The 25,604-nt window shown below is 47.4% G+C and carries 23 protein-coding genes; 5 read left to right on the forward strand and 18 right to left on the reverse strand.

Annotated features, from left to right (window positions below):
• Window positions 1–26: 26 nt before the first annotated feature.
• From GBAG_RS19500 to hypA, 18 genes are all read right to left on the reverse strand, one after another.
• Entirely contained in the window at window positions 27–1,463 is a 1,437-nt protein-coding gene (locus GBAG_RS19500; RefSeq protein ID WP_246864891.1) for a capsule assembly Wzi family protein, read from the reverse strand.
• A 22-nt stretch (window positions 1,464–1,485) separates the two neighbouring features.
• Entirely contained in the window at window positions 1,486–2,652 is a 1,167-nt protein-coding gene (locus GBAG_RS19505) for a nucleotide sugar dehydrogenase (RefSeq protein WP_034499429.1), read from the reverse strand.
• Window positions 2,653–2,702: 50 nt separating this feature from the next.
• The gene (locus GBAG_RS19510) at window positions 2,703–3,902 is read right to left on the reverse strand and encodes a hypothetical protein (RefSeq protein ID WP_034499431.1); all 1,200 of its coding nucleotides are present in this window, start codon (window positions 3,900–3,902) and stop codon (window positions 2,703–2,705) included.
• A 24-nt stretch (window positions 3,903–3,926) separates the two neighbouring features.
• Window positions 3,927–4,391, reverse strand: coding sequence for a PssE/Cps14G family polysaccharide biosynthesis glycosyltransferase (pssE, locus tag GBAG_RS19515; RefSeq protein ID WP_034499433.1), 465 nt, complete (start codon window positions 4,389–4,391; stop codon window positions 3,927–3,929).
• A gap of 12 nt (window positions 4,392–4,403) precedes the next feature.
• Window positions 4,404–4,892: a PssD/Cps14F family polysaccharide biosynthesis glycosyltransferase gene (gene pssD / locus GBAG_RS19520; protein WP_034499435.1), complete on the reverse strand. Its 489-nt coding sequence runs from the start codon at window positions 4,890–4,892 to the stop codon at window positions 4,404–4,406.
• On the reverse strand, window positions 4,879–5,934 hold the full coding sequence (locus GBAG_RS19525) for a glycosyltransferase family 4 protein (protein ID WP_034499437.1): 1,056 nt from the start codon (window positions 5,932–5,934) through the stop codon (window positions 4,879–4,881). The genes pssD and GBAG_RS19525 overlap by 14 nt, the downstream gene beginning before the upstream one ends.
• A 54-nt stretch (window positions 5,935–5,988) precedes the next feature.
• Window positions 5,989–7,149, reverse strand: coding sequence for a hypothetical protein (locus GBAG_RS19530; RefSeq protein WP_034499439.1), 1,161 nt, complete (start codon window positions 7,147–7,149; stop codon window positions 5,989–5,991).
• A 38-nt stretch (window positions 7,150–7,187) separates the two neighbouring features.
• Window positions 7,188–9,326 (reverse strand): polysaccharide biosynthesis tyrosine autokinase, encoded by a 2,139-nt coding sequence (locus GBAG_RS19535; RefSeq protein ID WP_034499441.1) that lies wholly within the window; start codon window positions 9,324–9,326, stop codon window positions 7,188–7,190.
• 23 nt (window positions 9,327–9,349) lie between these two features.
• Window positions 9,350–9,784 (reverse strand): arsenate reductase/protein-tyrosine-phosphatase family protein, encoded by a 435-nt coding sequence (locus tag GBAG_RS19540; protein ID WP_034499443.1) that lies wholly within the window; start codon window positions 9,782–9,784, stop codon window positions 9,350–9,352.
• Window positions 9,785–9,786: 2 nt separating this feature from the next.
• A complete protein-coding gene (locus GBAG_RS19545) occupies window positions 9,787–10,920 on the reverse strand; it encodes a polysaccharide export protein (protein WP_034499445.1) in 1,134 nt (377 codons plus the stop codon).
• A 74-nt stretch (window positions 10,921–10,994) separates the two neighbouring features.
• Complete coding sequence (wecA, locus tag GBAG_RS19550) at window positions 10,995–12,086, reverse strand: UDP-N-acetylglucosamine--undecaprenyl-phosphate N-acetylglucosaminephosphotransferase (protein ID WP_051873758.1); 1,092 nt, start codon at window positions 12,084–12,086, stop codon at window positions 10,995–10,997.
• Window positions 12,087–13,354: 1,268 nt separating this feature from the next.
• Window positions 13,355–13,702 carry an HNH nuclease YajD gene (gene yajD / locus GBAG_RS19555; protein ID WP_034499447.1) on the reverse strand — a complete coding sequence of 116 codons (348 nt, stop codon included), beginning with the start codon at window positions 13,700–13,702 and terminating at the stop codon, window positions 13,355–13,357.
• Between the two features lie 41 nt (window positions 13,703–13,743).
• Window positions 13,744–15,828 carry a formate hydrogenlyase transcriptional activator FlhA gene (gene flhA / locus GBAG_RS19560; RefSeq protein WP_034499449.1) on the reverse strand — a complete coding sequence of 695 codons (2,085 nt, stop codon included), beginning with the start codon at window positions 15,826–15,828 and terminating at the stop codon, window positions 13,744–13,746.
• Between the two features lie 140 nt (window positions 15,829–15,968).
• Window positions 15,969–16,979, reverse strand: coding sequence for a hydrogenase expression/formation protein HypE (gene hypE / locus GBAG_RS19565; RefSeq protein ID WP_034499451.1), 1,011 nt, complete (start codon window positions 16,977–16,979; stop codon window positions 15,969–15,971).
• 99 nt (window positions 16,980–17,078) lie between these two features.
• Window positions 17,079–18,200, reverse strand: a complete 1,122-nt coding sequence (gene hypD / locus GBAG_RS19570; RefSeq protein WP_034499452.1) for a hydrogenase formation protein HypD — start codon at window positions 18,198–18,200, stop codon at window positions 17,079–17,081.
• Entirely contained in the window at window positions 18,200–18,460 is a 261-nt protein-coding gene (locus tag GBAG_RS19575) for a HypC/HybG/HupF family hydrogenase formation chaperone (protein ID WP_034499454.1), read from the reverse strand. The genes hypD and GBAG_RS19575 overlap by 1 nt, the downstream gene beginning before the upstream one ends.
• Window positions 18,451–19,314, reverse strand: a complete 864-nt coding sequence (gene hypB, locus GBAG_RS19580; protein WP_034499456.1) for a hydrogenase nickel incorporation protein HypB — start codon at window positions 19,312–19,314, stop codon at window positions 18,451–18,453. Before hypB ends, GBAG_RS19575 begins: the two co-directional genes overlap by 10 nt.
• Window positions 19,307–19,666: a hydrogenase maturation nickel metallochaperone HypA gene (gene hypA, locus GBAG_RS19585; protein WP_034499458.1), complete on the reverse strand. Its 360-nt coding sequence runs from the start codon at window positions 19,664–19,666 to the stop codon at window positions 19,307–19,309. The genes hypB and hypA overlap by 8 nt, the downstream gene beginning before the upstream one ends.
• A 319-nt stretch (window positions 19,667–19,985) precedes the next feature.
• Here hypA and hycA point away from each other — a divergent pair, with 319 nt between their 5' ends.
• The 5 genes from hycA (at window position 19,986) to GBAG_RS19610 (ending at window position 25,603) form a co-directional block, all read left to right on the forward strand.
• Window positions 19,986–20,441, forward strand: coding sequence for a formate hydrogenlyase regulator HycA (gene hycA / locus GBAG_RS19590; protein ID WP_034499460.1), 456 nt, complete (start codon window positions 19,986–19,988; stop codon window positions 20,439–20,441).
• Between the two features lie 87 nt (window positions 20,442–20,528).
• Window positions 20,529–21,134, forward strand: a complete 606-nt coding sequence (locus GBAG_RS19595) for a 4Fe-4S dicluster domain-containing protein (RefSeq protein ID WP_034499462.1) — start codon at window positions 20,529–20,531, stop codon at window positions 21,132–21,134.
• Window positions 21,131–22,939 (forward strand): formate hydrogenlyase subunit 3, encoded by a 1,809-nt coding sequence (hycC, locus tag GBAG_RS19600; protein WP_034499464.1) that lies wholly within the window; start codon window positions 21,131–21,133, stop codon window positions 22,937–22,939. Before GBAG_RS19595 ends, hycC begins: the two co-directional genes overlap by 4 nt.
• A gap of 10 nt (window positions 22,940–22,949) precedes the next feature.
• Window positions 22,950–23,876, forward strand: coding sequence for a respiratory chain complex I subunit 1 family protein (locus tag GBAG_RS19605; protein ID WP_034499466.1), 927 nt, complete (start codon window positions 22,950–22,952; stop codon window positions 23,874–23,876).
• Window positions 23,877–23,893: 17 nt separating this feature from the next.
• Window positions 23,894–25,603 (forward strand): hydrogenase large subunit, encoded by a 1,710-nt coding sequence (locus GBAG_RS19610; RefSeq protein ID WP_034499468.1) that lies wholly within the window; start codon window positions 23,894–23,896, stop codon window positions 25,601–25,603.
• Window position 25,604 lies beyond the last annotated feature (1 nt).

Below are 25,604 nucleotides of genomic sequence, written 5' to 3' on the forward strand. Positions count from 1 at the left end.
ATTTTACCGACAGTTTAGCGTGCTGATTACCAGTTGAACGGGATTTCCGCCCCGACGCCTACACCGGCATCGTTATCACTGTGTTTTGCTTCGGTGTACCAGATGCCCATTTTCAGCCTCGCCGAGCGATAAACATCTCCGCTCCAGCCGAGTTGCAGCCCTGTCAGAGTGTCTGACCGAGGGAAAGCCTGGTTAATTTCCTTACTTTCAGGATTGACCCTCGCGTAAACCAAACGAGCACTCCAGCGCTGGCTGTCTTCAGTAGCCAGTTCCACCTTGCCCGCAAGTAGCCGCCCATCGCCACCAATAGCATCACCCAACGGATATCCCTGCTGATAATAGCCATCGGTGTAAATATGATGGGTGTAGCTGGAACCCAGGCGCCCGAAGTTTCTGCGCGTATCATGAGCTTCCGCATACCAGTTAATGGCATCTTTTCCGACTATATGATGGCCTTCTACGCCACCGAGGAAGAGATTTCCGCTAGGCATGAAACCTGCTTCGTCTTCTCCAATAACCTGACCATAAAAGTTGACTGGCCACCCAAGCGAGGGCTGAAGCTTCAATTTGAAATCAAAACCGGCCAACTGGTTGCCCGGTTCATTACCGGTACCGGTATTATCTTGCCCGGTTATACCATCCATAAATGTACTGAATGACTTTGATCTACCATCCCCTCCCCACTGCATCATGCGCGACGCACCAAGTTCAAGAGATGACAGCGGGGAAAAAGTCACTCGTCCACCGGTGAGTAGCGTATGAGGGACCGCGGTGTATTGATTGAGTTCGCCTGCAGTCAGTTGATATTGCCATGGCCCAATCCAGTTCAGCCACCAGGTTTCGGGGGCAGTTTGTTCTGCGCGCTGCATTAAAAACCCTGTGACGGGACGCGCTGCATCAGAACGAATAAGGCTGCCCTCATAGCCTGGTCCCCACCATTGTGGGATCTGTCCGAAAGCTAACCACTGATTAAAAAACTTCAATCCGGCATAAGAACTGTTGAGGTTGAAACGGGAACCATTGCTTATCTGCATGTCTGCTTCTGCGTTGCCCTGCAAATGCATGTCCCATTCTTCGCCGCCGAGATTCAACGCCAGCGAAAGATCTTGTCCGGCATAAACTGAATCGGCGAATCCCTGCGGTGTACCAGTCTCATTGCTAAATGAGTGAGCGGTGATTCGCGCGTTGGATTTCAGGGCTGCCAACCGATGATCAACTCGTTGTAAAACCACGCGCTCAGATGCATTTTGTGTTCGGGCATTTTTCAGCGCCCTTTCAACCTCATCCTGGCTAAGAGGCCAGGTGGAAAGTCCGAGGTTGATAATTCCCCTTTCGGACAAAAAGGCCAGATCGTTGCGCAGCATTTCATCGGGTAAAAGTAATCCCGATGCATTTGCTGTGATGCTGATACTTAATAAGGTGATACTGACTGTGACACGAATAATATTAAAGAAAGATCCCACAGAATGTCCTTATCTGGAAATATTAATTGTCCCCAAAAATATCTCGCGTATATATTTTATCGGCGACGTCAGAAAGCTCCTCCATCATTCGGTTAGAAATGATCACATCCGACATTTGTTTAAACGCATCCAAGTCGCTAATTACTCTGGAGTTAAAGAATTCTTCTTCTTCAAGCACAGGTTCATACACCACAACTTCAATACCTTTAGCTTTAATACGCTTCATGATCCCTTGAATAGAAGAAGCGCGGAAGTTATCCGAACCGGCTTTCATTATCAGGCGATAAACGCCAACGCATTTTGGTGAGCGACGCAAAATGGCATCAGCCACAAAATCCTTACGTGTTCGGTTTGCTTCCACAATTGCATTAATCAGGTTGTTAGGAACATTGGTATAATTAGCCAGCAACTGTTTAGTATCCTTTGGCAGACAATACCCGCCATAACCAAATGAAGGATTGTTGTAATGGCTACCAATACGCGGATCCAGACAAACCCCTTCAATGATATCGCGAGCCTTTAGCGCGTGGCTTTCTGCATAGCTATCAAGCTCATTGAAATACGCCACGCGCATCGCCAGATAAGTATTGGCAAATAACTTAATAGCCTCTGCTTCGGTGGAATCGGTAAAGACGACAGGAACATTTTTATCAACAGCCCCTTCCAGCAGCAAACCAGCAAAGACTGCTGCACGCTCAGAACGTTCGCCAACCACAATACGCGACGGATGCAGGTTATCGTGCAGCGCTCTTCCTTCACGTAAAAACTCCGGTGAGAAGAGAATGTTATCAACGCCAAACCGCTCTCGGATACGCTGTGTATAACCCACAGGCACTGTAGATTTAATAACCATTACCGCCGAGGGATTAATAGCTAGAATATCTCTAATCACCGCCTCGACCGAGGAAGTATTGAAGTAATTTGTTTTAGGGTCATAATCTGTTGGTGTTGCAATAATAACAAAATCAGCATCGTGATAAGCTTCATTTTTATCCATAGTTGCCAGGAAATTCAATTCCTTTGTTTTAAGAAAATATTCAATATCTTTATCAACTATGGGCGTTATTTTATCATTAAGCTGATTAACTTTACGCTGAATGATATCGAATGCAACGACTTCATGATTTTGGGCGAGCAATATTCCATTAGATAAACCAACATACCCCGTTCCAGCAATAGCAATTTTCATAAGTTCATCGGAATTAAATTTGGAAGAATAATCAGTGGGCTAATAAGAAGTTATTCAACACTTCTCTTATACACTGCGGAAAGTAAGTAAAGAACCATGCATAACGGTATTAAAGCTGTTCCGGAGTAAACAACGTGCCCAGCAATAAACGAGACAATAATTGTCATCCAAAAGAATGCCACACAACTATATTTTATAGCTTTATCACCATCAAAGTTTCCATACAGGTTATTCCTGATAGTTGAGAAGTATTTAAAGAAGAAATAGATGCCAGCAACACCAAACCATAAATACAGATCAATAATATCCATCTCAACAGAGCTTTTAATTTTTATCTCGTTAAAATAATCTCGACCAAAACCAGATAAAAAACCTAATGTAAAACCAGAATCATGGGAAGAAATAAAAGCATTATAAACAAAGTTGTCCCGATCAGAGAGTATAGCCCTTGTGATGCCACCAGTTTGATACATCCAGATAAGACGTTGAAACTGACCTGAGCTTATTATGTCACTAACAAATACACTGATAAGATAGTAAGTTGCCACACCCAAAATAGCTGCAATAAAAATCATGGCCACTTTTGACGTTCTCCCACAAATCCAGGAAAAAAGGATGACTAATGTCGCCATTACTGCTGTTTTAGTCGCAAGTAACAAAGCACAGAGTATTAACAGGAGCATAAATAAAAGGCTGAAATACTGCTTTTTAAAGTATGTGACGGAAAATAATGAAAAGATCATAATAACGAATGACAATTCATTACCTGAGTAAAAGAAACCCTTAACACCCAAAGTATCATCATCACCGAGAGCAACATTTCCATAGGCAGAATACCCCATTCCAAAATGCCCAAGAATGAAGTTTAAAATAAAAACCAGTAAAGAAAAGACACATACTTTTCCCACTAACTCCACATTGGGTTTTGAAATCGCCAGAACTCGCATAAAAACAATAAACATTACACAGCGCATTGCTATTTGCAAACTCTCAATAACTGTCCCAAAAGAGCCATGAGTAGAATAAAAATACAACGTACCAACGGACATAATGAAAAGAAAGCTAATCGTTTTAAATAATAATACGATGTCTTTTGAGAATAAATATAATAAACAAATGAGCAAAACTGAAATTTTGTAAACCTGTGATAAAATGCCTATTCCATATGCATTTATAAAATAGCCATTTAACATATCAATAGGCAACGACAGACCAAAGAGCAGTACAATACAGTTCCCAACGGAGATCATTTATGGACTTCCAATCATTACTAGTTAAGTACTATAGGCACTCATGATATGCTTTGAAAGATCATCATAGGCATGAAACATATCTTTCTTATAAGGCTCAGGGCTAAAGTTTTTAACCTCATCAAATATCAATGATATTTTGGACATATCCCAGCAAACTAATAAATAGTTATTTGCTTCCATGTAGCTTGAAATATCAACCTGATGCTTATCAATACGCTCGAAATTTGGGATTGCAATAATCTTCTTGGACATTTCCAACAGTTTATATATTGTCCCTGCCCCAGCATGAGTAATAATTACATGAGCATCACTATAATAATCATTGATATTATCTACTCGCTTAAAGTAGTGGCCACTTTTTGGTATGTACTTACCATCTGATATTTGATAAATAACTTCATACTCTGGGTTTTCTGCGAAATAACTGTCTAACGCTTTAACCATGGAATCAAATGAAGTCGTTCCCACTGTAACAAATATCTTCATGATGCAATATCCTTATAATCTTCCTGAATAGATCGCTTCAGGGTACAATTTTAATAGTGATTCATTCTGGACGTAAAATTTATCAGCCAGATAATACATAATCCGTCCAGATAAAGAATATGTCGAAAATCGTGACCAGGTTTCAATGTGAATAATTTCAACCCGCAGCAATTTAGCAACCAATGCCGCTGGAATAGCCATGCCTGGCCCTGTGGTAATAATTATCTTAATGTTATATTTAAAGACAATTTTAAGCACCGACAGGAAGATATTAAGCGGTCCAAGATTACTTAATACCGCTAAACGTTTATGTTTATTTCTGAACTCGGAAGTCAAATAATGAGATTCCGTCCATGCCGGTCTTTTCTTATCATCTGACAGCGTAATTGCCTGAAATCCATTTAGCTTCTCTAATAAATTAGGCGCCAACCTGTTCATTTGAGCAGAGTGACCTCCTTCACCATAGATAAAAAGCAAACGAGGAGTTTTAGTTGAAGACATTTTTTAATACATCCTTTATATTTTCTGAACCATATATCTGTTTAACAATAATTTTATTATTGCTGCAAACACCCTTGATATCTTCATGACTTTTGGAGATAAATGAATTAATACATTTCCGTATGGCATTGCTGCTAAACTCATCCATGACTTCGTATTGCAATCCTATTTCACTGAACTCTGTAAATGCAGGGATCTTTGATAAGATTGTATATACACCGCTTGCCATGGCTTCTAATGGAACCAGACCCAAACTTTCACTTTCAGAAGGGTATATAAGAACATCGATTTCATTGAACCATAAAGATAGCTGCTCGCGGTTCATTGGTTCCAGGAAGTTAATGGGCAAGTCAACTGATGCATTTAATAAGCTTTTTTTTAACTCACCACTGCCTACAATGGTTAGGTTTACACCTTCGGTCTCTTTTATCGCATCAATAATAAGATTAACGTTCTTAGATTTCACCAATCGACCTGCATATCCAAGATGTAAAATACTATCGCGTTCTGAAGTTATTTCATTTTTAAAGAAAACTGAATGAACTCCTCCTGACGGATAAACAAAAATATTAGATGATGGAATGAATGGAAAAACTTGCCGTATGTACTCAGAGTAATATTTAGATGGGCATATTATTTTAGATGTTCTTCTTAATAACCCACAAACTAAAACATGTTTTATTTTATGAAATAGAGCATTTCTTCCCGCCAAAAATTTGACATCTCCTCCATGGATATGGCAAACCAGCTTTAACTTCTTTCTAAAAAGAGAAACTATAATAATGGGTAATGCAGTATGAGAAACATAGTGGCAATAGATATAGTCATAATTTCTGAATATTAAAAAAGATATACTCTTAAGATAAAAATAGAAGTAACTTATAACCTTAGTGACTTTACTCTTCCCCTTCGATAACCTTACACATTTATCGACATTGAAACCTAGTTCAAGAAGATCCTTTTCAGCGCTCGCAACAAAAACTCCAAAATCAGGATTTTTTGAAGAAGGGTACATATTACTAAGCAGTAATATTTTCTGCATTGTGGTTCCTTTGAAAATTATTTTTCTTTTAAGCTATAGAGCAACCTATTTTTCCTATGCCTTCTGAATGACTCTTTCCAGAATTAAATAACGAGACATATATGATATAAAAATAACAAAGCATAGAGTTGCAAATGATAATAAGTAATGAATGGATTTTAAATGGTTTAAAATCAGATAAGTAACAATGAATATTGCAAAGGTAATAAAATTTAATAGCAAAAGTCTCTTTTCTTCACCAATTAAATTTACAACCATGGTTTCAAGAACAGAGTATTGAGCAGCAAATATGAATAACGAAATAGCCATGCAAAGAATTATTGTATCAATGACCGGTAAATCTTTTATGATCATACTCCCGTAGATCATCATGATGATAATGCCAGAAATCATTACCATAGATACTTTACACTTGAATTTCTTTGCCTCGATATAATATCTGGATTTATCTCTTTGCAAGTATTGCTGATAATCCCGGATTCTTATGTTAAGCATTGCACGTGGGAATACCGTGACAATCCCGGCAGCGGTCACAAGTAATGATACAGCTTTTGTTATCTCTGCGTTCGTCAGTGATAAACAGATCATTGGCAGGAAAAATAAAATACCAGATGATATTAAGTTTGAATGGCCAATATAAAAGGCCTCCACATAATCAATCTTTGAATCATTATCCCTGAAGAAAAGAAGCACGACAGTAACTGACTGCAATATATATACAAAACTAAGCGTCAGTATGTAGTCCACTGTAATGCCAAGCACAAATAACACTGGAAACACAGCCAATAAAAACTCCATAGCTGCACCGATAAAAAATAGTTTTTTTACTATTATCATGTGCCGAAGTATTTGGTTCACCACTAAACCAAAGGCAAGTAAAATGATACCATATAGGTTCGCATTGATGAGTTGTGGAAAAAACATGAGTATTACTAAGCCCGCACCCATGCTTATCAAGCATGCAAGAACTGCTGTTTTAATAAAACCCCACAGTCCAAATTCCGAGCCATACTTCAAAATTACGGTACCAACACCTATCCCACCTATCATCGAAATAATAACAGCAAATGAATACCCTGAAGAAAATAGACTGAAATAACTTGCCGATGTTAAATGTGAAATAGTGACAAACAAGATGACTCTGTTCGCTCCAGGTAAAACAGTAAACGCCAGAGCACATAACTTGACAAAGTAATCACTTTTAAAAAATTTCATGATGTATTTCATTGCTTTCGCCGAGCCATTATTAAAAACTATTCATAGCTTTTATAGCTTCCGTACTCATAATAATTGCTTGCACGCTTTTCAACGCCATTAAAAATCACGCCATTTATAGCCAGATTATTTTGTGCAAACCGCTTAGCCGAGACTTCCATTTCTTTCAGCGTATTTTTCTGGAAGCGAGCCACTAACATTATGGTACCTGCATACTTAGCGGCAATACAGGCATCGCTGACAGCAAGTACAGGAGGTGTATCAATAATGACTATATCGTATTGACTGCCAGCCCAAACCATTAGGTGTTTAAAGTTAGCATTCATTAACAACTCTGAGGGGTTAGGTGGAATTTTTCCACGTGAAATAAAGTCCAGATTTTCAATTTCAGTTTTCTTCACCACTCCCAGAGGGTTCTTACTACCAATCAATACATCAGATAGACCGTCTTTTTCAGAACAACCAATCACATGGTGAACCTGCCCCTTGCGCAAATCAGCATCGATTAAAAGTACTTTTTTATCAGACTGAGCAATAACTGCCGCCAGGTTACAGCTCACGAATGTTTTACCCGCTTCGGGTGTAGCACCTGAAATCAACAGTATATTATTCTCAGCCTGCATCATGGCGAAGTGAAGGCTTGTGCGCAGGCTTCTTATTGATTCCACCGACAAATCAGTTGGGTTATCTTTTGCCAGCAAATTGATAGAGCGAATTGTTTTTCGCTTACTTTTTGCCAGCTTTTGATTTTTCTCTTTAAGCCACCCAGACACAGGTACAGTGGCATACACATTCAATCCCAAACTTTCTATTTGCTCACTGCTTTCAATCCCGTTATGGAGCAACTTGCGTATTAGACAAAATGCAATGGAGACAAATAACCCTAGTACCATGCTGATAATAACAATTAATGATTTTTTCGGTGCAATTGGTTTTTTCTCAGCAACTGCATTATCAATAATACGTACGTTACCTACGGTACTGGCTTTGTTGATACTTAATTCCTGCTGTTTATTTAACAGCAACATATAGACTTCTTGACCGGATTGAACATCTCGCGTCAGACTTAATATTTCCTGCTGGGTCTTCGGCATATTACTGATGCGCGTATTCAGACGGTCTCGCTCTTTAAGCAACAGCGTCTTCTTCTCTATAAGAGTACGGTATGCTGGGTGGTCGCGAGTATATAGCTTTGAAATCTCCGCTTCTCTAAAGGTCAGTTCATTAATCTGCGTATCCAGTGCGACAGTATTATCGAGTACCGACTTTGCCTCTAACGATAAGTCGACAGATTCATTTTTCTGGCGGAACTGATTGAGAAGACTTTCAGCATCATCAAGTTTGGCACGTACCAATGGTAATTGTTCTTTCAGAAATGCAAGGCTTTTGGCAGCCTCTTCAGATTTACGACTTACATTCTGGCTCAGATAATTATGACTGATGTTATCCAATATTTGGGTCGCAAGCATTGCGCTTGGTCCTTTGAAACTCAACTGCAAAAGACCGCTATCTTTACTCATATCCGTGACAGAGAAATTTTCCAGCAATTTATTAATAGCCGTTAATTTCTCTAGTTTCGTTACCGAAAACGTTGTTCCAACAGGAGCTGCAATCTCACTGACCAGCAAGCTGATGCTGTCTTTATCAATTAACTCCCCGGTTTTCCCATACAAAAGCACTCCGTCAATTTCAATGCTATAAGTAAGAGGTGAAATTACGGTGAGCGAAAAGGGTTCATCCATTAGAGTATCGGGAACATTCAAACGAGAAATAGCAATTTTCCGGTCGTTATGTCCTAGCAGGCGAGCAAGCCCTTTACCAATAAATGGGAAATGTTTTTCCTCCACCACTGTATCCAGAGCAAGATCATCAACCGTTTGACCTAATACCATTCGAGATTTGAGTAAGCCTATTTCAGTCTGTGATTCAGGTTTGCTGTCTGGCATGATATCGGACAACTTACTCAACACACTGGTGCCCGTACTTTCTTCCACCTGTACTAATGCACTAGCACTATATATGGGTGTTGCTAAAATCGCATATGCAATACTTACCAGCGTAAATAGCGCAGTAATAATTAATATCTTCCATTTGTTATCAATTATTACGCCAAGAAACTCCTTGGGATCAATTATGTCGGTGTTACTTTTATTTATGGTGGAGGTCAGTTCAGACATTTAACGACATCTCTTTACGGTATCTATTTCTTTAATGCCAGAACCCAACGCGCGGTGCTTTGAGCCAGCTGTGTATAAACCAGTTGATACATTTCTCGGCTTTTTTTGTAGGGGTCGCCAATTTCAAGCTGGTTCTGCCAGTGACCCATTAACATGGTTTTGCCACTCGCTTCCGGGTAGTTTTTTTTAATGCGCTCAAGATGGGATTTTTCCATTACCAGAATCAGGTCATATTGCATCGCAAGCTCTGAAGAGAATGCCTGGGCGCAATGCCCATCAAGCGATAAGCCATTTTCCGCAGCAACTTGTGCCGCTATTGGGTTGGTACCTTCACCAACCAGCGCACCTAATCCAGCAGAATCAATCTTTATACCCGGCAGAGCTTTTCGTAATAACCGCTCCCCGGTTGGGGAGCGGCAGATATTGCCGATGCAAACCACTAATATTGAATCAAACATAATTACCAGTTCTTAATCATGCGGACGGTTTCAGTCATGTCGTTAACCCCTGTAATCGTTGGGACTAACTGACCCAGCACGCGATTCCAGCGAGTAATTGGTGCGGTGGTGACATACACGATGTCATAAGGTTGCAGTTTGAATTCAGTTCCCATCACCAACGCTGTCGCATCGGAAACATCCAACTGATAGACGTTGGCAATTTTGCCGCTATTTTCTTTAGCACGAGTCGAGCGAATAACGAAAATACCCGTCGCATCGGATGTCATTTGGTCGATGCCTTCCGCATTGCCCAGCGCTTCGGTCAGTGTCATACCGCTGCGGTCCATTCTGAGCGTGGTTTGCTTTTTCACTTCACCCATCACGAACACTTTCAGGTCATCGTTACGCGGCACATACAGAATGTCGCCGTTGTACATCAGGCGGTTTTGTTGAAGATCGCCGTTTTTCATCAGCGCTTGCAGGGATATTCGCTCGTCTTTACCGTTGTGAGTCAGCACCGCGTTATTCCAGTCGGCGTTTTCCCCCAGGCCACCGGCCTGATTGATCGCATCCATGATGGTTAGCGGCACATTAGAAATAGCCAACTGGCCGGAGTGGGCGACTTCACCCGTCACATAGGCTTTTTGGGAACGGAATGCGGCAACACTGATGTCGATTTGCGGAGTTTCAATGTAAGCCGCCAGTTTATTGGTCAGCTCCTCGCGCAACTGGGCGAGTGTACGGCCCACCACTTTTACCTTGCCTGCGTACGGGTAGAAGATCGTGCCGTCGGATTGCACCCAGTTACCGGTGTCGGAAGCACTGCGATACTGGCCCGCTGGCGTCGTCAGTTCCGGGTGATCCCACACTGTGACCATCAGCACATCGCCTACGCCAATTCGGTATTGGTAATCCTGAACTTCGCTTTCTAACTGCGGGTTAGTCCGTGCCACTACGGGTGCGGCAGTGAGTGACTCAATCAATTTTGGCGTCACGCGATAGACATTGACTTTGTCATTGATATTCACGGTGTCGTCTTTATTGACGATGGTTTTACCGGAGGTCGTGAGGTTGCTGCCAGGCACAATCGTACAGCCACTGAGTAAAACAGCTGAAATAATAAGCGGAACAGCTGCTAATTTTACAGTCATCATGTTGGTCACTTACTTCATCAAAGAGTGTAAAACCCAGACACGCTGGGGTTTACGCCAGGAAAATAGAGGGGGTGTTAACGATTACTGGCAGTGAACGTTGCGGTTCCTGGCCGGCTAAATTGCGCTCTCATATCTGGGTTAAGGGATTGCAGCCGATTGTTCGCTAACAAGTAGCTGATAAATAACCCAAAGAAGAACACTAAAGAGAGCCATTCAGGCGTCCCTAAAATGGAAAGCACAATGCCGAAACCTGCAATAGTGGCCGTGAGGATCGTCATCACTAATACCGTCTGGCGAGACGTTAGCCCGCTGCGCAGTAGGATGTGGTGCAAGTGATCGCGATCCGGGTGGAACGGGCTGTGTCCACGGCGCACTCGACGAATCATGATGGCAACCATGTCCATCAACGGCAGAGCTATCAGCCACAATGCAATAACCGGCGCCATTTCGGCGTTCTCACCCTGGCTACTCAGCATCACGAGCCACAACACGGTAAAACCAATCACCATGCTGCCTGCATCACCCATGAATACTTTCAGCCGTTTGCTGCCGATTAACCCCATGTTGAGCATCAAATAGGGGATTAAGGCGACTATCATTAACAGACACCACATTGCGCGTATTTCTGAACCGGCCAGAAGAAAGACCACCATCAGCGCGGCAAAGGTTGCACCCGCTACCGAACCGAGTAATCCATCAATGCCATCAATCATGTTGTAGGCATTGATTGCCGCCCAGGTCGCTAACAGCGTGACCAAATAGCCCACCGGCCCTAACACCAGTTCGAAAGACCCCAGCACATGCCCAAACGTGTGCAGATACAGTCCATCAACCATCAAAATAATGGCGGACATGGCCTGAATAACCACGCGCGGCACGACGGGAAGGTCAAAGCGATCGTCAGCAATGCCTACCAGCAACAATAAAGAGATGCTGAGTAGGTAAGTCAGGAAATGCGCTTCGCTGTGAGGCAGCGTTTCAGGCATGAAGATGTAAAACATCGCAATTGCGCAATAGAAAGAGATGCCGCCCACCAGAGGAACTTCACCTTTGTGCTGTTTACGCCCACCAGGTTTATCGACCAGACCAAACTTCAAGGCCACCACGCGAGCAATAAGGAGAGCAATCATCGCTGTTATAAACATGATGAAAATATCTTTACTCATGATGGTAATACCTTATTTATCTTCAAGAACGCTACCGCCCATGGCGAAAGCGAAAATATCCACTTGCCATTCAAAAAATCCATTTCTCATATACGCGAGCAGCACTACCCATGTAACATTATTAATGTATGGAATAGTGAAGTCGGACGAATCATATGACATCGTTTTTATCATCGCAAAAAGACATGTTTTTTATTTTCATTCCTATCTGATAAGTTACGTAGCGTTATTAGTTTTTGAAATAATATTAAAACACATTAAAAACAACAAGATACGAACAATTTCGTTATAATAAAAAGCTAGATTTAATTTAATTAATTACTACCAAGATATTTGAAATTATTAATATATTACTAACTCCCACGTTGATCATGATTTATTTCTTGGTGTATTTTTGTTTATTACGCAGCAAAAAATACGCCCTTTAATAAAATTTTTATCGTAAGACTCACTTTATTCAGTTAATGATTGATTAATTTTCATTGATATCAATATTTATAATCATGCCATATATAAGAAATAACGTTCGAGGATGAAACGGATGAATATTGAGTTAAAAGTGCTGACTGTTAACTGACTTTAAACCCAACATCTTGTGCAAGAAGTGCTTTTCTTGACCTTTCATGCGGCCAATAAATGCTCCAGGAATTTTCTGATACAGCATAATGTGAAGTGTATTTCTCTCCCATAAAAACGGTGAAATCCAGTTGTAACCCCCATTTAAAGAAACACAGTAACAATCTGAAAAATAATGATTTTTATCGAGAATATCGTGCATTTCTCTGGTCCGAAATATTTCTATTCGGTAATGTCCAAAGTCTGCGGAGGTTTTAGGGGATTTTTGGCGGGTATTTTGGCGTTTCGGGTAAAAGCACAAACCCTATCTTCAGCGTCTCCGGCTACCGTCAGAAGGAAATACCACAAAATCCGCGGCTGAATTTAGGCGCTGAAAAGGGCAGAAGGCACTGTTTATAAGCTTAAAAAGTAATAGCTATATTGGCGTATTGGATGTTTTTTATTCCGCTGGCACAAATGCCGTGCCGAATTTTTGCGGAATCAGCATGATTTGTGAGCACGGAATTTCAAGCGGTGACCAATCAAGCAGTGAGGTGGGAATTTGAAAAACTGCGAAAATTCCGTAAACGGCCCGAGATTATTCTGAAAGGCCTGAAATGGAAAGCTACAAGGGGGAATCAAAGAGTTAAGACGCTAAAAGGTGAGTAACGGTGCGTTACCCACCTGAATGCATTGAAAGGTGGTGCGCCCAACTACTTCTTCTTGTTGAACATCGACTTTAAGTCTGCGAATGGGTTGTATGTTGCTTCCCCAATATCCTTCTGCGCGTCATCGCCCGCAATGACAGTCGAACCGTACTGGTCAGCTTCGGTGTATTTTGAGTGCTCGTGATCGTGGCAATACAGGCATAACAACTCCCAGTTACTGCCATCTTCCGGGTTGTTGGTATGGTCGTGGTCCATGTGGTGTACGGTGAGTTCGCGCAAATTAGAATACACAAACTCACGCGAGCAGCGTCCGCATACCCACGGGAACAACTTCAGTGCTTTCTCACGGTAGCCGCTTTCCAGCCGCGTGTAGTTTTTTGGGATCAGAGCCATAATCGCTATTACCTGGTAAAAAATGTAGGGTTATAACTAGTTTATATTCCCTCTTTATCAATCCCCAAACGTTTCATGCGAGAAAGCAGCGTGGTGCGCTTTAATCCCAGGCGTTGCGCGGCACCACGCGGGCCAGCCACTACACCGTTAGTTTCTTTAAGCACACGCATAATTCTCTGGGCTTCATCTTCGCCTTCACGAACCTCTTCGCTCGCCACCAACTGCATCGGTTTTTCTTCCGGCACGCAGTAGTCCATTTCCGGCAGGGAAAGATGCAATACATTGCCGCGAGTCAGCAGCACCGCGCGTTCAATCACGTTTTCCAGCTCACGCACGTTACCCGGCCAGTCCATACGGCTGAGAGCGCGCAACGTTTCTGCCGGAATACTGTCGATATTGCGGTTCATGCGATGGGCGATTTTAAAGGTGAAGGATTTCACCAGCAGCGGGATATCTTCCGGGCGCTCACGCAGCGGCGGCAACATAATCGGGAAGACATTCAGACGGTAATAGAGATCACTGCGAAACTCGCGCTCCAACACCATCTCCTTGAGATTACGGTTGGTCGCAGCGATTAAACGCACGTCCACTTGCTGAACTTTGTTGCTCCCGAGGCGTTCAAATTCTTGTTCCTGAAGCACGCGCAACAGTTTGGGTTGCAGCTCCAGCGGCATATCGCCGACTTCATCAAGGAACAGCGAGCTTTTATCCGCCAGCTCAAAACGGCCGATGCGCTGAGTGTTAGCACCCGTAAAGGCACCGCGCTCATGGCCGAACAAGTCGCTTTCCAGCAATCCGGCAGGCATCGCCGCACAGTTAATTTTTACCATCCGGCGGCTGTTACGCTCGCTCAGATTGTGAATCGCCCGTGCAATCAGCTCCTTGCCCGTCCCCGTTTCACCGAGGATCAGCACCGTACTGTCACTTTTCGCGACCATCTCAACCTGTTTGAGCACATTAGACATCACGTCGCTGCGGCCAATAATCTCACCAAAATCGCTGGCGACATTATTGATTTGCTCGGTCAGATACAGATTTTCGTCCACCAGGTTTTCTTTCAGACGATTGATTTCCTGGTACGCCAGGGCGTTATCCACCGCAATCGCAATACGTTCTGCAATCTGCCGTAGCAGCTTGAGGTTTTGTGGGGTGAATACGCCCGCCTCGCATTGCGCCAGTTTCAACACGCCCAGCATGTTATTGCCGAAAGTCAGCGGCAACAGGCACAGCGTTTGAATTTGGTTGCCCCACATCTCGAACAACATACGTTCATACGGCGCAAGTTGATCGCCGTGATGCAAATTCAACAGCAGCATTTCGCCGCTTTTAAACACCCGCTCTGAAAGCGTGCCCGCCAGAGCGACATCACTGTGATCATGGATTGGCGATTGCTCTTCCACAAAGTGGGTGGAATAGATATTGAGGCGGTCTTTGCGGTTGGTCCGCAGCACGATACTGATGGAATCGATAGAGAAATAGTGGTGAATCTCACGGGCGATTTCGCTGATCAGTTCGTCGAGATCGAGCTTGGAAAGCACTGCGTTAGTGACCGCCACCAGAATACGGAAATCGTCGCGTTCGCGGCAAAGCTGCTGATAACCCAGGTTTGAGTCGAGGCGGCTCTGAATTTGTTCCGCCACCAGCGCGACAACCTGTGCCATGGTGTGTAAGCGGTTAAGTTCTTTATCTGTCCATTCAGCGTCGTTATTGCGAATAAACTCGCAGCCACCAAAAATTTTACCTTCGGCAGCCAACGGCAACAGGCAATAACGACCAAACGGCGCATATAGCTCGAGATTCAGTACCTGCGGCCAGGTATCACTAAATTCTTCATGGGTGCAGATCAGCGCTTCCGGGCGTGAGAGCACGCGCCGCACCGGGCCATTTGCCAACACCATTTCATCTTCGTAATGCCATTCCTTGCCATGCTTATCCGTGCCAAAAAAGGACACACGCTGATGCAGCGGATGATAAAGCAGAATATTCACTCTGTCTGCCAGCGCACCTTGCTTTGCCATTTGCGTCAGGCAGTTAGCAAGTGCCGGGAGATCAGGTTGCTGCAACAGGGTGCGCGTTATATCAAATAGACCCTGTTGCCCGAGATCGCTCATCGGTGTGTATGGCATTGTGCTTATCCAATTGGTGGTGCGGAGGGGGTGGATGACGCTGGCGCTTATCCACCCTACAAAATCTAAACGCCTAGCGATTTGTCATATAAATAGCGCTTAAGTGTAGCCAGGACAGCACACTGCGTTTATGGCTCAGGTCAACAAATACGCGGGAGTGGCTCTGAATGCGGCAAATCCAGCGTCCGTTTAACGCCATATAATCCGGCGACCCGGACACCTTTGCGCTCAACCACTTCACCGATAATAGCGGCATCTTGCCCCAATGGATTTGCCTGTAAAGCGGCAAGAACACTTTCTGCGGCGCTCCTCGCAACCGCAATCACCAGTTTGCCTTCATTGGCAAAATTAAGCGCATCGAGGCCGAGCAGTTCACACACGCCACGTACCGCATGATTTAACGGCAGCTGGCTTTCAGCGACTTCCATTCCACATCCGCTGGATGCGGCAAACTCATGTAACACGGCATTCACGCCACCGCGCGTGGCATCGCGCAGCGCTTTTACACCGGGGATATTCACCAGCGGCGCAATTAACGGTGCCAGCACCGCACAATCGCTGATTAACGCCCCTTCCAGCCCCAATGATTCGCGCAGGTTGAGGATTGTCGCTCCGTGATCACCCAGCGTTCCGCTAACAATAAGCACGTCGCCTGCGCTAATTTGCTGCGCACCCCAGCTCAAACCTGCCGGAATCGCGCCAATGCCCGCGGTGTTGATAAACAGCTTATCCGCCGCCCCGCGCTGCACAACTTTAGTATCGCCCGTCACCACCGCGATGCCCGCTGCTTTTGCCGTAGCCGCCATACTGCTGACCACGCGCTCCAGCGTTTCAAGGGGTAAACCTTCTTCAAGAATGAACCCGCAGGATAACCAGCGAGGAGTCGCGCCACTGACGGCAACATCGTTGGCGGTTCCGCAAACCGCGAGTTTGCCGATATCACCACCGGGGAAAAACAACGGGTCAATCACGTAACTGTCGGTTGAAAAGGCTAAACGATCGCCGCTGGCCGTGAGTTCAGCCAACGGTAAACGTGCCTGATCCTCCTGCTCTGCCAGCCACGGATTATCAAACGCTTGTACGAACAAGTCAGCTACCAACTTTTGCATTGCCTGGCCGCCGCTGCCGTGGGCGAGTTCGATAGTTTTCATGATTTTTTACCTGTGTCGGATGACGCTGCGCTTATCCGACCTACATTGGACTCGTTTTTGTAGGTTGGATAAGCGTTAGCGTCATCCAACGAAAAGGTTTTATGCCTCGCATTCCTGGCTGCGATATTGGTACCAGGCGGCGCAGGCTCCTTCGGAGGAAACCATCAACGCGCCAAACGCATTTTGTGGATTGCAGGCTTTGCCAAACATCGGGCACTGATGGGGTTTGCAACGCCCAGTGAGCACATCGCCGCAGCGGGCGAGCGGGTCGTCGTAAACCTGCTGCGGAGCCGGTTTGAAATGATCTTCCGCATCGAACTGGCGATAGCCATCGGTCAGTTGCACGCCAGAATCACTGATGGTGCCAAGTCCGCGCCATTCAGCATCACCACACACGGTAAACACCTCTGAAATCGCCTGCTGGGCAAGATTATTGCCCGCATCGGGCACCACACGTTTGTACTGGTTTTCCACTTTGCTGTGCTGATGAATTTTTTGCTCCACCAGCATCACCACGCCCTGCAATAAATCCAGCGGCTCGAAGCCAGCCACCACCAACGGGCGCTGATGCTGTGTCGCAATAAAATTATAGGCAGCCGTGCCAATCACCATGCTGACATGACCGGGAGCGAGGAACGCATCAATACCGTTATCCGGCTGCTCGAGCAGGCTGCGCAACGTAGGAATCAAAGTAATGTGCTGGCAGAAAAAGTAAAAATTAGTGATGCCCTGCGCTTTCGCCTGTTGCAGCGTGATGGCTGTCGTCGGCATGGTGGTTTCAAAACCGAGGCCAAAGAACACCACTTTTTTGTCCGGATTCTGGCTGGCTAAAGCGAGCGCATCCATCGGCGAATACACCACGCGCACATCCGCGCCGCGTGCTTTGGCCTGCATCAGTGACCCATTTTTACCCGGCACCCGCATCGCGTCGCCAAAGGTGCAGAAAATCACTTCAGGGTGGCTGGCGATTTCAATACAGGCATCTATGCGCCCCATCGGCAACACACACACCGGGCAGCCAGGGCCATGAATAAATTCGATATTCTCCGGCAGAAGCTGGTCGAGGCCAAATTTAAAGATAGCGTGAGTATGCCCACCGCAGACTTCCATTATGCGCAGTGGACGCTGTGCGGTGTACGGCAGTTTAGGCGCGCGTTCACGCAGCACATCAATAAGCTGCATGACTTTTTCCGGAGCGCGATATTCGTCTACGAAATGCATCATCCGCGTTCTTCCCCAAACAGCAGGCCACCGACGTCAGGTTCCACTTCAAACATATTCTGTAGCGCGTCGAGCGTGTCGCGAGCTTCGGCTTCATCAATAATAGCCATCGCAAAACCGACGTGAACCAGCACCCATTGGCCGATTTGCGCGTCGCCCACCAGCATCAGATTGACGTCTCGCTTGATGCCACAGACATCGACTTTGGCGCTACCGTCTGGCAAACGCTCGACGATTTGGCCCGGAATGCCTATGCACATCGTTCAACCTCCAGCCAGTTCAGCCACTCTTCCATGCCTTCACCGCTGGTCGCAGAAACCAGAATGATTTCAATATCAGGGTTCACCTGGCGGGCGTAATCGAGGCATTTATCGACGTCGAACTGTAAGTACGGCAGCAGATCGATTTTGTTGAGCAGCATGAGGGAGGCCGCAGCAAACATATGCGGGTATTTCAGCGGCTTGTCTTCGCCTTCGGTAACCGAAAGCACCGCCACTTTATGGCGCTCGCCGAGATCAAAACTCGCCGGGCAGACCAGGTTGCCGACATTTTCGATAAACAGAATGCCATCGCGTTCAAGCGGCAGGCGCTGCATCGCATCACGAATCATCTGCGCATCAAGGTGGCAACCTTTGCCGGTATTCACCTGAATGGCTGGCGTGCCGGTGGCGCGAATACGCGCGGCATCGTTCACGGTTTGCTGATCGCCTTCAATGACAGCACAAGGCACACGCCCAATCAGGCGTTTTAGGCTTTCGGTCAGCAGCGTGGTTTTACCGGAGCCTGGGCTTGAAACCAGGTTCAGCACCAGTTGTTGCTGTTTCGCGAACTGTTCGCGGTTATATACGGCGAGCTGGTTGTTTTTATCCAGCACGTTAAGTTCGATTTCCAGCATCCGGCGTTGCGTCATGCCCGGTGCGTGAGTGCCTGCGGCACCGTGACCATAATGCAAATCGCCTTGTTCATCGGCGGTTGGGGCAAACTTCACGCCGGTGATTGGCGTCAGCGCTCGCGCGGCTGGTGCGAAAGGTGCGCTACGGAAACCCGAGTGCGGGTTGCGCTCGTCGCCTTCTATATACAAGTTGCCTTCAGCGCAACCACAAGTACTACACATGATTTGTCTCCTCGACTTCCAGACGTTTAATCTGCACGCCATCATCCGCCACGATGCGTAAATTGCTACCTTCGCAAAGCGGGCAGCGCCGAACCAATTGCGTTAGCAAAGTGATGTGCTGTTCGCAGTCGTAACACCAGCATTCCGCTTCTTGTTGGTGAATATGAAGCTGACAGCCTTCGGCTAATGTGTCGCGGCACACTAATTCGAAACAGAACTCCAGCGCGCTTTGCTCAACGCATGAGAAAGCGCCCACTTCAAGCCAGACTCCGGTGACGCGAGTCGCGCCATGTTGGCGGGCTTGAGCTTCGATGAGTTCCAGTGCGCGTTGGCAGAGGGTGATTTCGTGCATGTGACCTCCGGGGATATCTGGGGGAGGTAATGCAAGGATGATGCCAGGGTTTATATCCATTTCTCTGACAGACCGAATTTATTCCGTTCACTGAAAGTTTACCGACACCTGAACTTACCGAAACGGTGAACGGAAAATCACCATTCCAGGCATAAGCATAAACAATGCTGACATTCCCCCGTCAAACATGACGAAATGACATGTCATTACTGTGGCTATTTGCTGACAATTAATACAAAACTCAATAATTTCAATAAAATACAATATTGGCACGAAACGTGCTCTGTAGACGCATCAGCAAAAACAGAGTGATTTAAAAATGAACATTTGGGAACTGAGCGAAAAAGCCGAATACATTGCCGACAAGCACCAGCGCTTGCTTACGCAGTGGCAACATTACTGCAATAGCTTGATTCAGGGCATTACCCTTTCTAAAGCGAAGCTGCATCACGCAGTCGGGTGCAATCCAGATGATTCCCTGCGCTTCTTCTTATTTGACCATTTCGTCATTCACGTACGCCTGGCTGAAGGCTTCAACAGCCACACCATTGAGTACTACGTTGAGAAACGTAACGGCGAAGACAGAGTATTGATTGCTAAAGCAATGCTCGATGACGAAGGCCGCGTAGACAACAGCATCAGCAACCGTAACCGTGAAAGCGTTCTTGAGCATTACCTAGAAAAAATCCATCCGGTATACGAAAGCCTGTACAGCGCAGTTAACACCGATACACCGGTATCGATGGGTCAACTGCAACAAAGCGCTCAGGTCTGATAGCCATGTTGGGTGTCGAAAACTGTCGAAACGGCAGCCGTCGGCACAGTTTCGTCAAAAATGATGATGTGATCTAAGGAAGACCTGGTGAATCGCTTTATAATCGCCGACTCCAAACTTTGCATGGGTTGCCATACCTGTGAGGCGGCCTGTTCTGAAACGCACCGCCTGCATGGATTGCAATCCATGCCACGCCTGAAAGTGATGCGCGACGCGAATGATTCCGCGCCGCAAATGTGCCACCAATGCGAAGATGCGCCTTGCGCGGGCGTTTGCCCCGCTAACGCCATTACCCGCGTCGATGGGGCTGTTCATCTGAATGAAAGCCTGTGCGTCAGTTGCAAACTATGCGCCATCGCCTGCCCATTCGGTTCGATTGAATTCTCCGGCAGCCGTCCTATTCATATCCCGGCAAATGCCAACAGCCCGAAGGCACCACCAGCCCCTCCTGCACCTGCTCGCGTCAGCTCGCTAATCGACTGGGTGCCTGGCGTTCGTGCCATTGCGGTGAAATGCGACCTGTGCAGCTTTGATGAAGATGGCCCGGCGTGTGTTCGCACCTGCCCGACCAAAGCATTGCGCGTGGTTGATAACAACGACATTGCCCAATCAAGCAAACGTAAACGTGAACTGACTCTGGGCGCGACGCTTGGCGATCTCACCCTGTTTACCCAGCCTGAGGTGAAAAAATGAGTGCTTTTATCCTGATTCATTGGGCGCTGATAGGCTTTGCGCTCAGTGCAGTTCTGGCAGGTATCACGGCATTTAATAAAACCCTGAGCGGCGTGATTGCCGGCTTGGGTGGCGCGATAAGTTCGGTTCTGGTGCTGATTGCCGGTTTCGATGCGTTAACCGGATTTACCGGTATGGCGCAAGTCTGGCAGCTGCATTTACAGCTCAATGCTTTTAATGGCGTGTGGCTGGTGACGCTGGCTCTGCCTGGCCTGTTCATCTCTTTGTTTAACATCGACTGGCATCGTCATCACACTGTAAAAGCCAATGGCTTGCTGGTGAACCTGGTGATGGCGGCGGCGGTTGCAGCTGTGGTTGCTGATAACCTCGGCATGTTGGTGGTGCTGGCAGAAATCGTTGCGTTGAGCGGCTACTTCCTGACAGGCTGCCAGAAATCCGGGCAGCTTTGGTTCGCACTGGGCCGCATCGGCACCGTGCTGCTGGCAATTGCATGCTGGATGCTGTGGAAACAGTACGGCACGCTGAGCTATTCCGAATTGCACCTGATGACCAACGGCGCACCGATTAGCTCCGTAGTCTGGCTGCTGGGTCTGGTGGGTTTTGGTTTGCTGGCAGGCATTATTCCGCTTCACGGTTGGGTACCGCAGGCACATGCCAACGCTTCTGCTCCGGCAGCGGCGCTGTTCTCCGCGGTGGTGCTGAAAATTGGCCTGTACGGCATCATGAGTTTCTCGCTCATCAGCAATGCAATGCCGTTGTGGTGGGGCATTCTGGTCGTCGTTCTGGGGATGATTACGGCGTTTATCGGCGGCCTGTACGCGCTGATGGAGCACAACATCAACCGCCTGCTGGCTTATCACTCGCTGGAAAACATCGGCATTATTCTGCTTGGCCTCGGCGTTGGCCTGATGGGCCTGGCATTAAACGAATCTACGCTGGTTGCGCTGGGCATGATTGGTGGTTTGTATCACCTGTTCAACCATAGCGTATTCAAAACCACGTTGTTCCTCGGCGCAGGCGCAGTCTGGTTCCGTACCGGTCATCGCGACATCGAAAAACTGGGTGGGATTGGCAAGCGTATGCCGCTGATTTCTATCGCCATGCTGATCGGCCTGATGGCGATGGCGGCTCTGCCTCCGCTGAACGGCTTTGCTGGCGAATGGGTGATTTACCAGTCGTTCTTCCATCTAGGCACCTTGCCGCTGTTTATCACTCGCTTCTTAGGCCCGATGCTGGCTGTAGGTCTGGCGATTACCGGCGCGCTGGCAGTGATGTGTATGGCGAAAGTGTATGGCGTCACCTTCCTTGGCGCACCGCGCACTCCGGAGGCTGAAAACGCCACGTCCGCACCGTTCCTGATGAACCTGAGCGTGGCTGCACTTGCGGCATGTTGCGTGATTGCTGGTGTTGCAGCGCCATGGCTGATTCCGCTGTTGCAGAACGCTATTCCACTGCCGCTGGAAACCGCAAATACCACCGTTTCACAACCGATGATCACCCTGCTGCTGATTGCCAGCCCGCTGCTGCCATTCATTCTGATGGTGATTTTCCGTGGCGATCGTCTGCCAAACCGCTCGCGCGGCACGGCCTGGGTTTGTGGCTACGACCACGAACAAGCGATGGTGATTACGGCGGGTGGTTTTGCTCAACCAGTAAAAGCGGCGTTCGCGCCACTGCTGAAATTGCGTAAAACCCTGAACCCGGTGAAGTGGATGCCTGGCTGGCAGTGTGATTGCCTTGCCGGTACGTTCCGTCGCCTGGCAATGATCGAACTGGCCGTGTTGCTGGTTGCGGTTTGCGCTTAAGGAGCCTGAGATGAATACCATTTTCTTTTCGTTGATTCAGGCGCTGGTGTTATTTGCCGTCGCGCCGCTGTTGTCCGGTATCACCCGCGTCACTCGCGCCCGCATGCACAACCGCCGTGGGCCTGGCGTGATGCAGGAATATCGTGACCTGTTCAAATTGTTCAGCCGCCAGAGCGTGGCACCAGCCGCATCCGGCTGGGTGTTCCGCCTGATGCCGTTTGTGATGGTTGGCGTGATGCTGACGATTGCCACCGCACTGCCGGTGGTGACGCTGTATTCACCGCTGCCGTCGCTGGGCGATTTGATAACACTCATCTACCTGTTCGCCATCGCCCGTTTCTTCTTTGCGATTGCAGGTCTCGACACCGGTAGCCCGTTTACCGGCATCGGTGCCAGCCGTGAAGCGATGCTTGGTGTGTTGGTTGAGCCAATCCTGATTCTGGGACTGTGGGTTGCCGCGCAAGTGGCTGGTAGCACGCACATCAGCAATATCGCTTCCACCATTTATCACTGGCCAGCCGCACAAAGCTTAACGCTGATTCTGGCGCTCGCCGCCTGCGCCTTCGCCACATTTATCGAAATGGGCAAACTGCCGTTTGACCTCGCAGAAGCCGAGCAAGAATTGCAGGAAGGCCCATTGACCGAATACAGCGGTGCGGGTTTTGCAGTGCTGAAATGGGGCATTTCACTCAAGCAATTGGTGGTGCTGCAAATGTTCGTCGGCGTGTTCCTGCCATGGGGCCAGATGAGCGAATTTAGCTGGGGCGGCCTTGTCATCGCGCTGGTTCTGGCAGCCGTCAAACTGGTGCTTGGCGTGCTGATTATCGCGCTGTTCGAAAACAGCATGGCGCGCTTACGCATGCTGGAAACTTCGCGCATTACCTGGGCCGGTTTTGGCTTTGCCTTTTTAGCCTTCGTCTCCTTGCTGGCGGCGTGATTTAAGAGAATTTATCAATGTCTGAAGAAAAGATTGGCCAACATTATCTCGCGGCGCTGCATAAGCAATTTCCTCATGCGGTGATCGACGAAGCGTGGCAGACCAAAGACCAAATCACCGTCACCGTGAAGCTCAATATGCTGCCAGAAGTGGTGGAATGGCTTTACTACCAACAGGGCGGCTGGTTATCCGTGCTGTTCGGTAACGATGAGCGCCAACTGTGCGGCAACTATGCGGTGTATTACGTGCTTTCGATGGAAAGCGGCGTGAAATGTTGGATTACCGTGCGCGTTGAAGTTGACGCTGACAAACCGGAGTTCCCTTCTGTTACGCCACGCGTGCCTGCTGCGGTTTGGGGCGAACGTGAAGTGCGCGATATGTACGGCCTGCAACCTGTTGGCCTGCCGGACGAACGCCGTTTAGTGCTGCCAGATGATTGGCCAGATGATCTGTATCCACTGCGTAAAGACAGCATGGATTACCGTCAGCGCCCGGCGCCGACCAGCGATCAGGAAACTTACGAGTTCATCAACGAACTGGGCAGCAAAAAGAACAACGTGGTGCCGATTGGCCCGCTGCACGTAACCAGCGATGAACCAGGCCACTTCCGTCTGTTCGTTGATGGCGAAAACATTATCGACGCCGATTACCGCCTGTTCTACGTCCACCGTGGCATGGAAAAACTGGCTGAAACCCGCATGGGTTACAACGAAGTGACATTCCTGTCCGACCGTGTTTGCGGTATTTGCGGCTTCGCCCACTCCACCGCGTACACCACGTCGGTTGAGAACGCGATGGGTATCGTGGTGCCAGAACGCGCCCAGATGATCCGCGCCATCTTGCTGGAAGTTGAACGCCTGCACAGCCACCTGCTGAACCTCGGCCTGGCTTGCCACTTTGTTGGCTTCGACTCAGGCTTTATGCAGTTCTTCCGCGTGCGTGAGATGTCGATGAAAATGGCAGAAATCCTCACCGGTGCGCGTAAAACTTACGGCCTGAACCTGATCGGCGGGATTCGCCGCGATCTGTTGAAAGACGACATGATCCAGACGCGCCAGCTTGCCCAGCAGATGCGCCGCGAAGTGAAAGATCTGGTCGATATCCTGATGAGCACGCCAAACATCGAACAGCGCACCGTCGGCATTGGTCGTCTTGACCCGCAAATCGCCCGCGATTTCAGTAACGTCGGCCCTATGGTTCGCGCCAGCGGTCACGCCCGTGACACCCGCGCCGATCACCCGTTTGTCGGTTACGGTTTGCTGCCAATGGAAGTCCACAGCGAAACCGGCTGCGACGTGCTGTCGCGCCTGAAAGTGCGCATCAACGAAGTGTATACAGCGTTGAACATGATTGATTTCGGCCTTGATAACTTGCCTGGCGGCCCGCTGGCCGTAGACGGTTTCACTTACATTCCAAACCGTTTCGCGCTTGGTTTCTCTGAAGCCCCACGCGGCGATGATATTCACTGGTCGATGACTGGTGACAACCAGAAACTGTACCGCTGGCGTTGCCGTGCGGCGACGTATGCCAACTGGCCGACACTGCGTTACATGCTGCGCGGCAATACCGTTTCTGATGCACCGCTGATTATTGGCAGCCTGGATCCTTGCTACTCCTGTACCGACCGCATGACGGTGGTCGATGTGCGTAAGCGCAAGACCAAAGTGGTGCCGTACAAAGAGCTTGAGCGTTACAGCATTGAACGCACCAATTCGCCGCTGAAATAGA

This window comes from Buttiauxella agrestis ATCC 33320, from assembly GCF_000735355.1.
Lineage (GTDB): Bacteria > Pseudomonadota > Gammaproteobacteria > Enterobacterales > Enterobacteriaceae > Buttiauxella > Buttiauxella agrestis.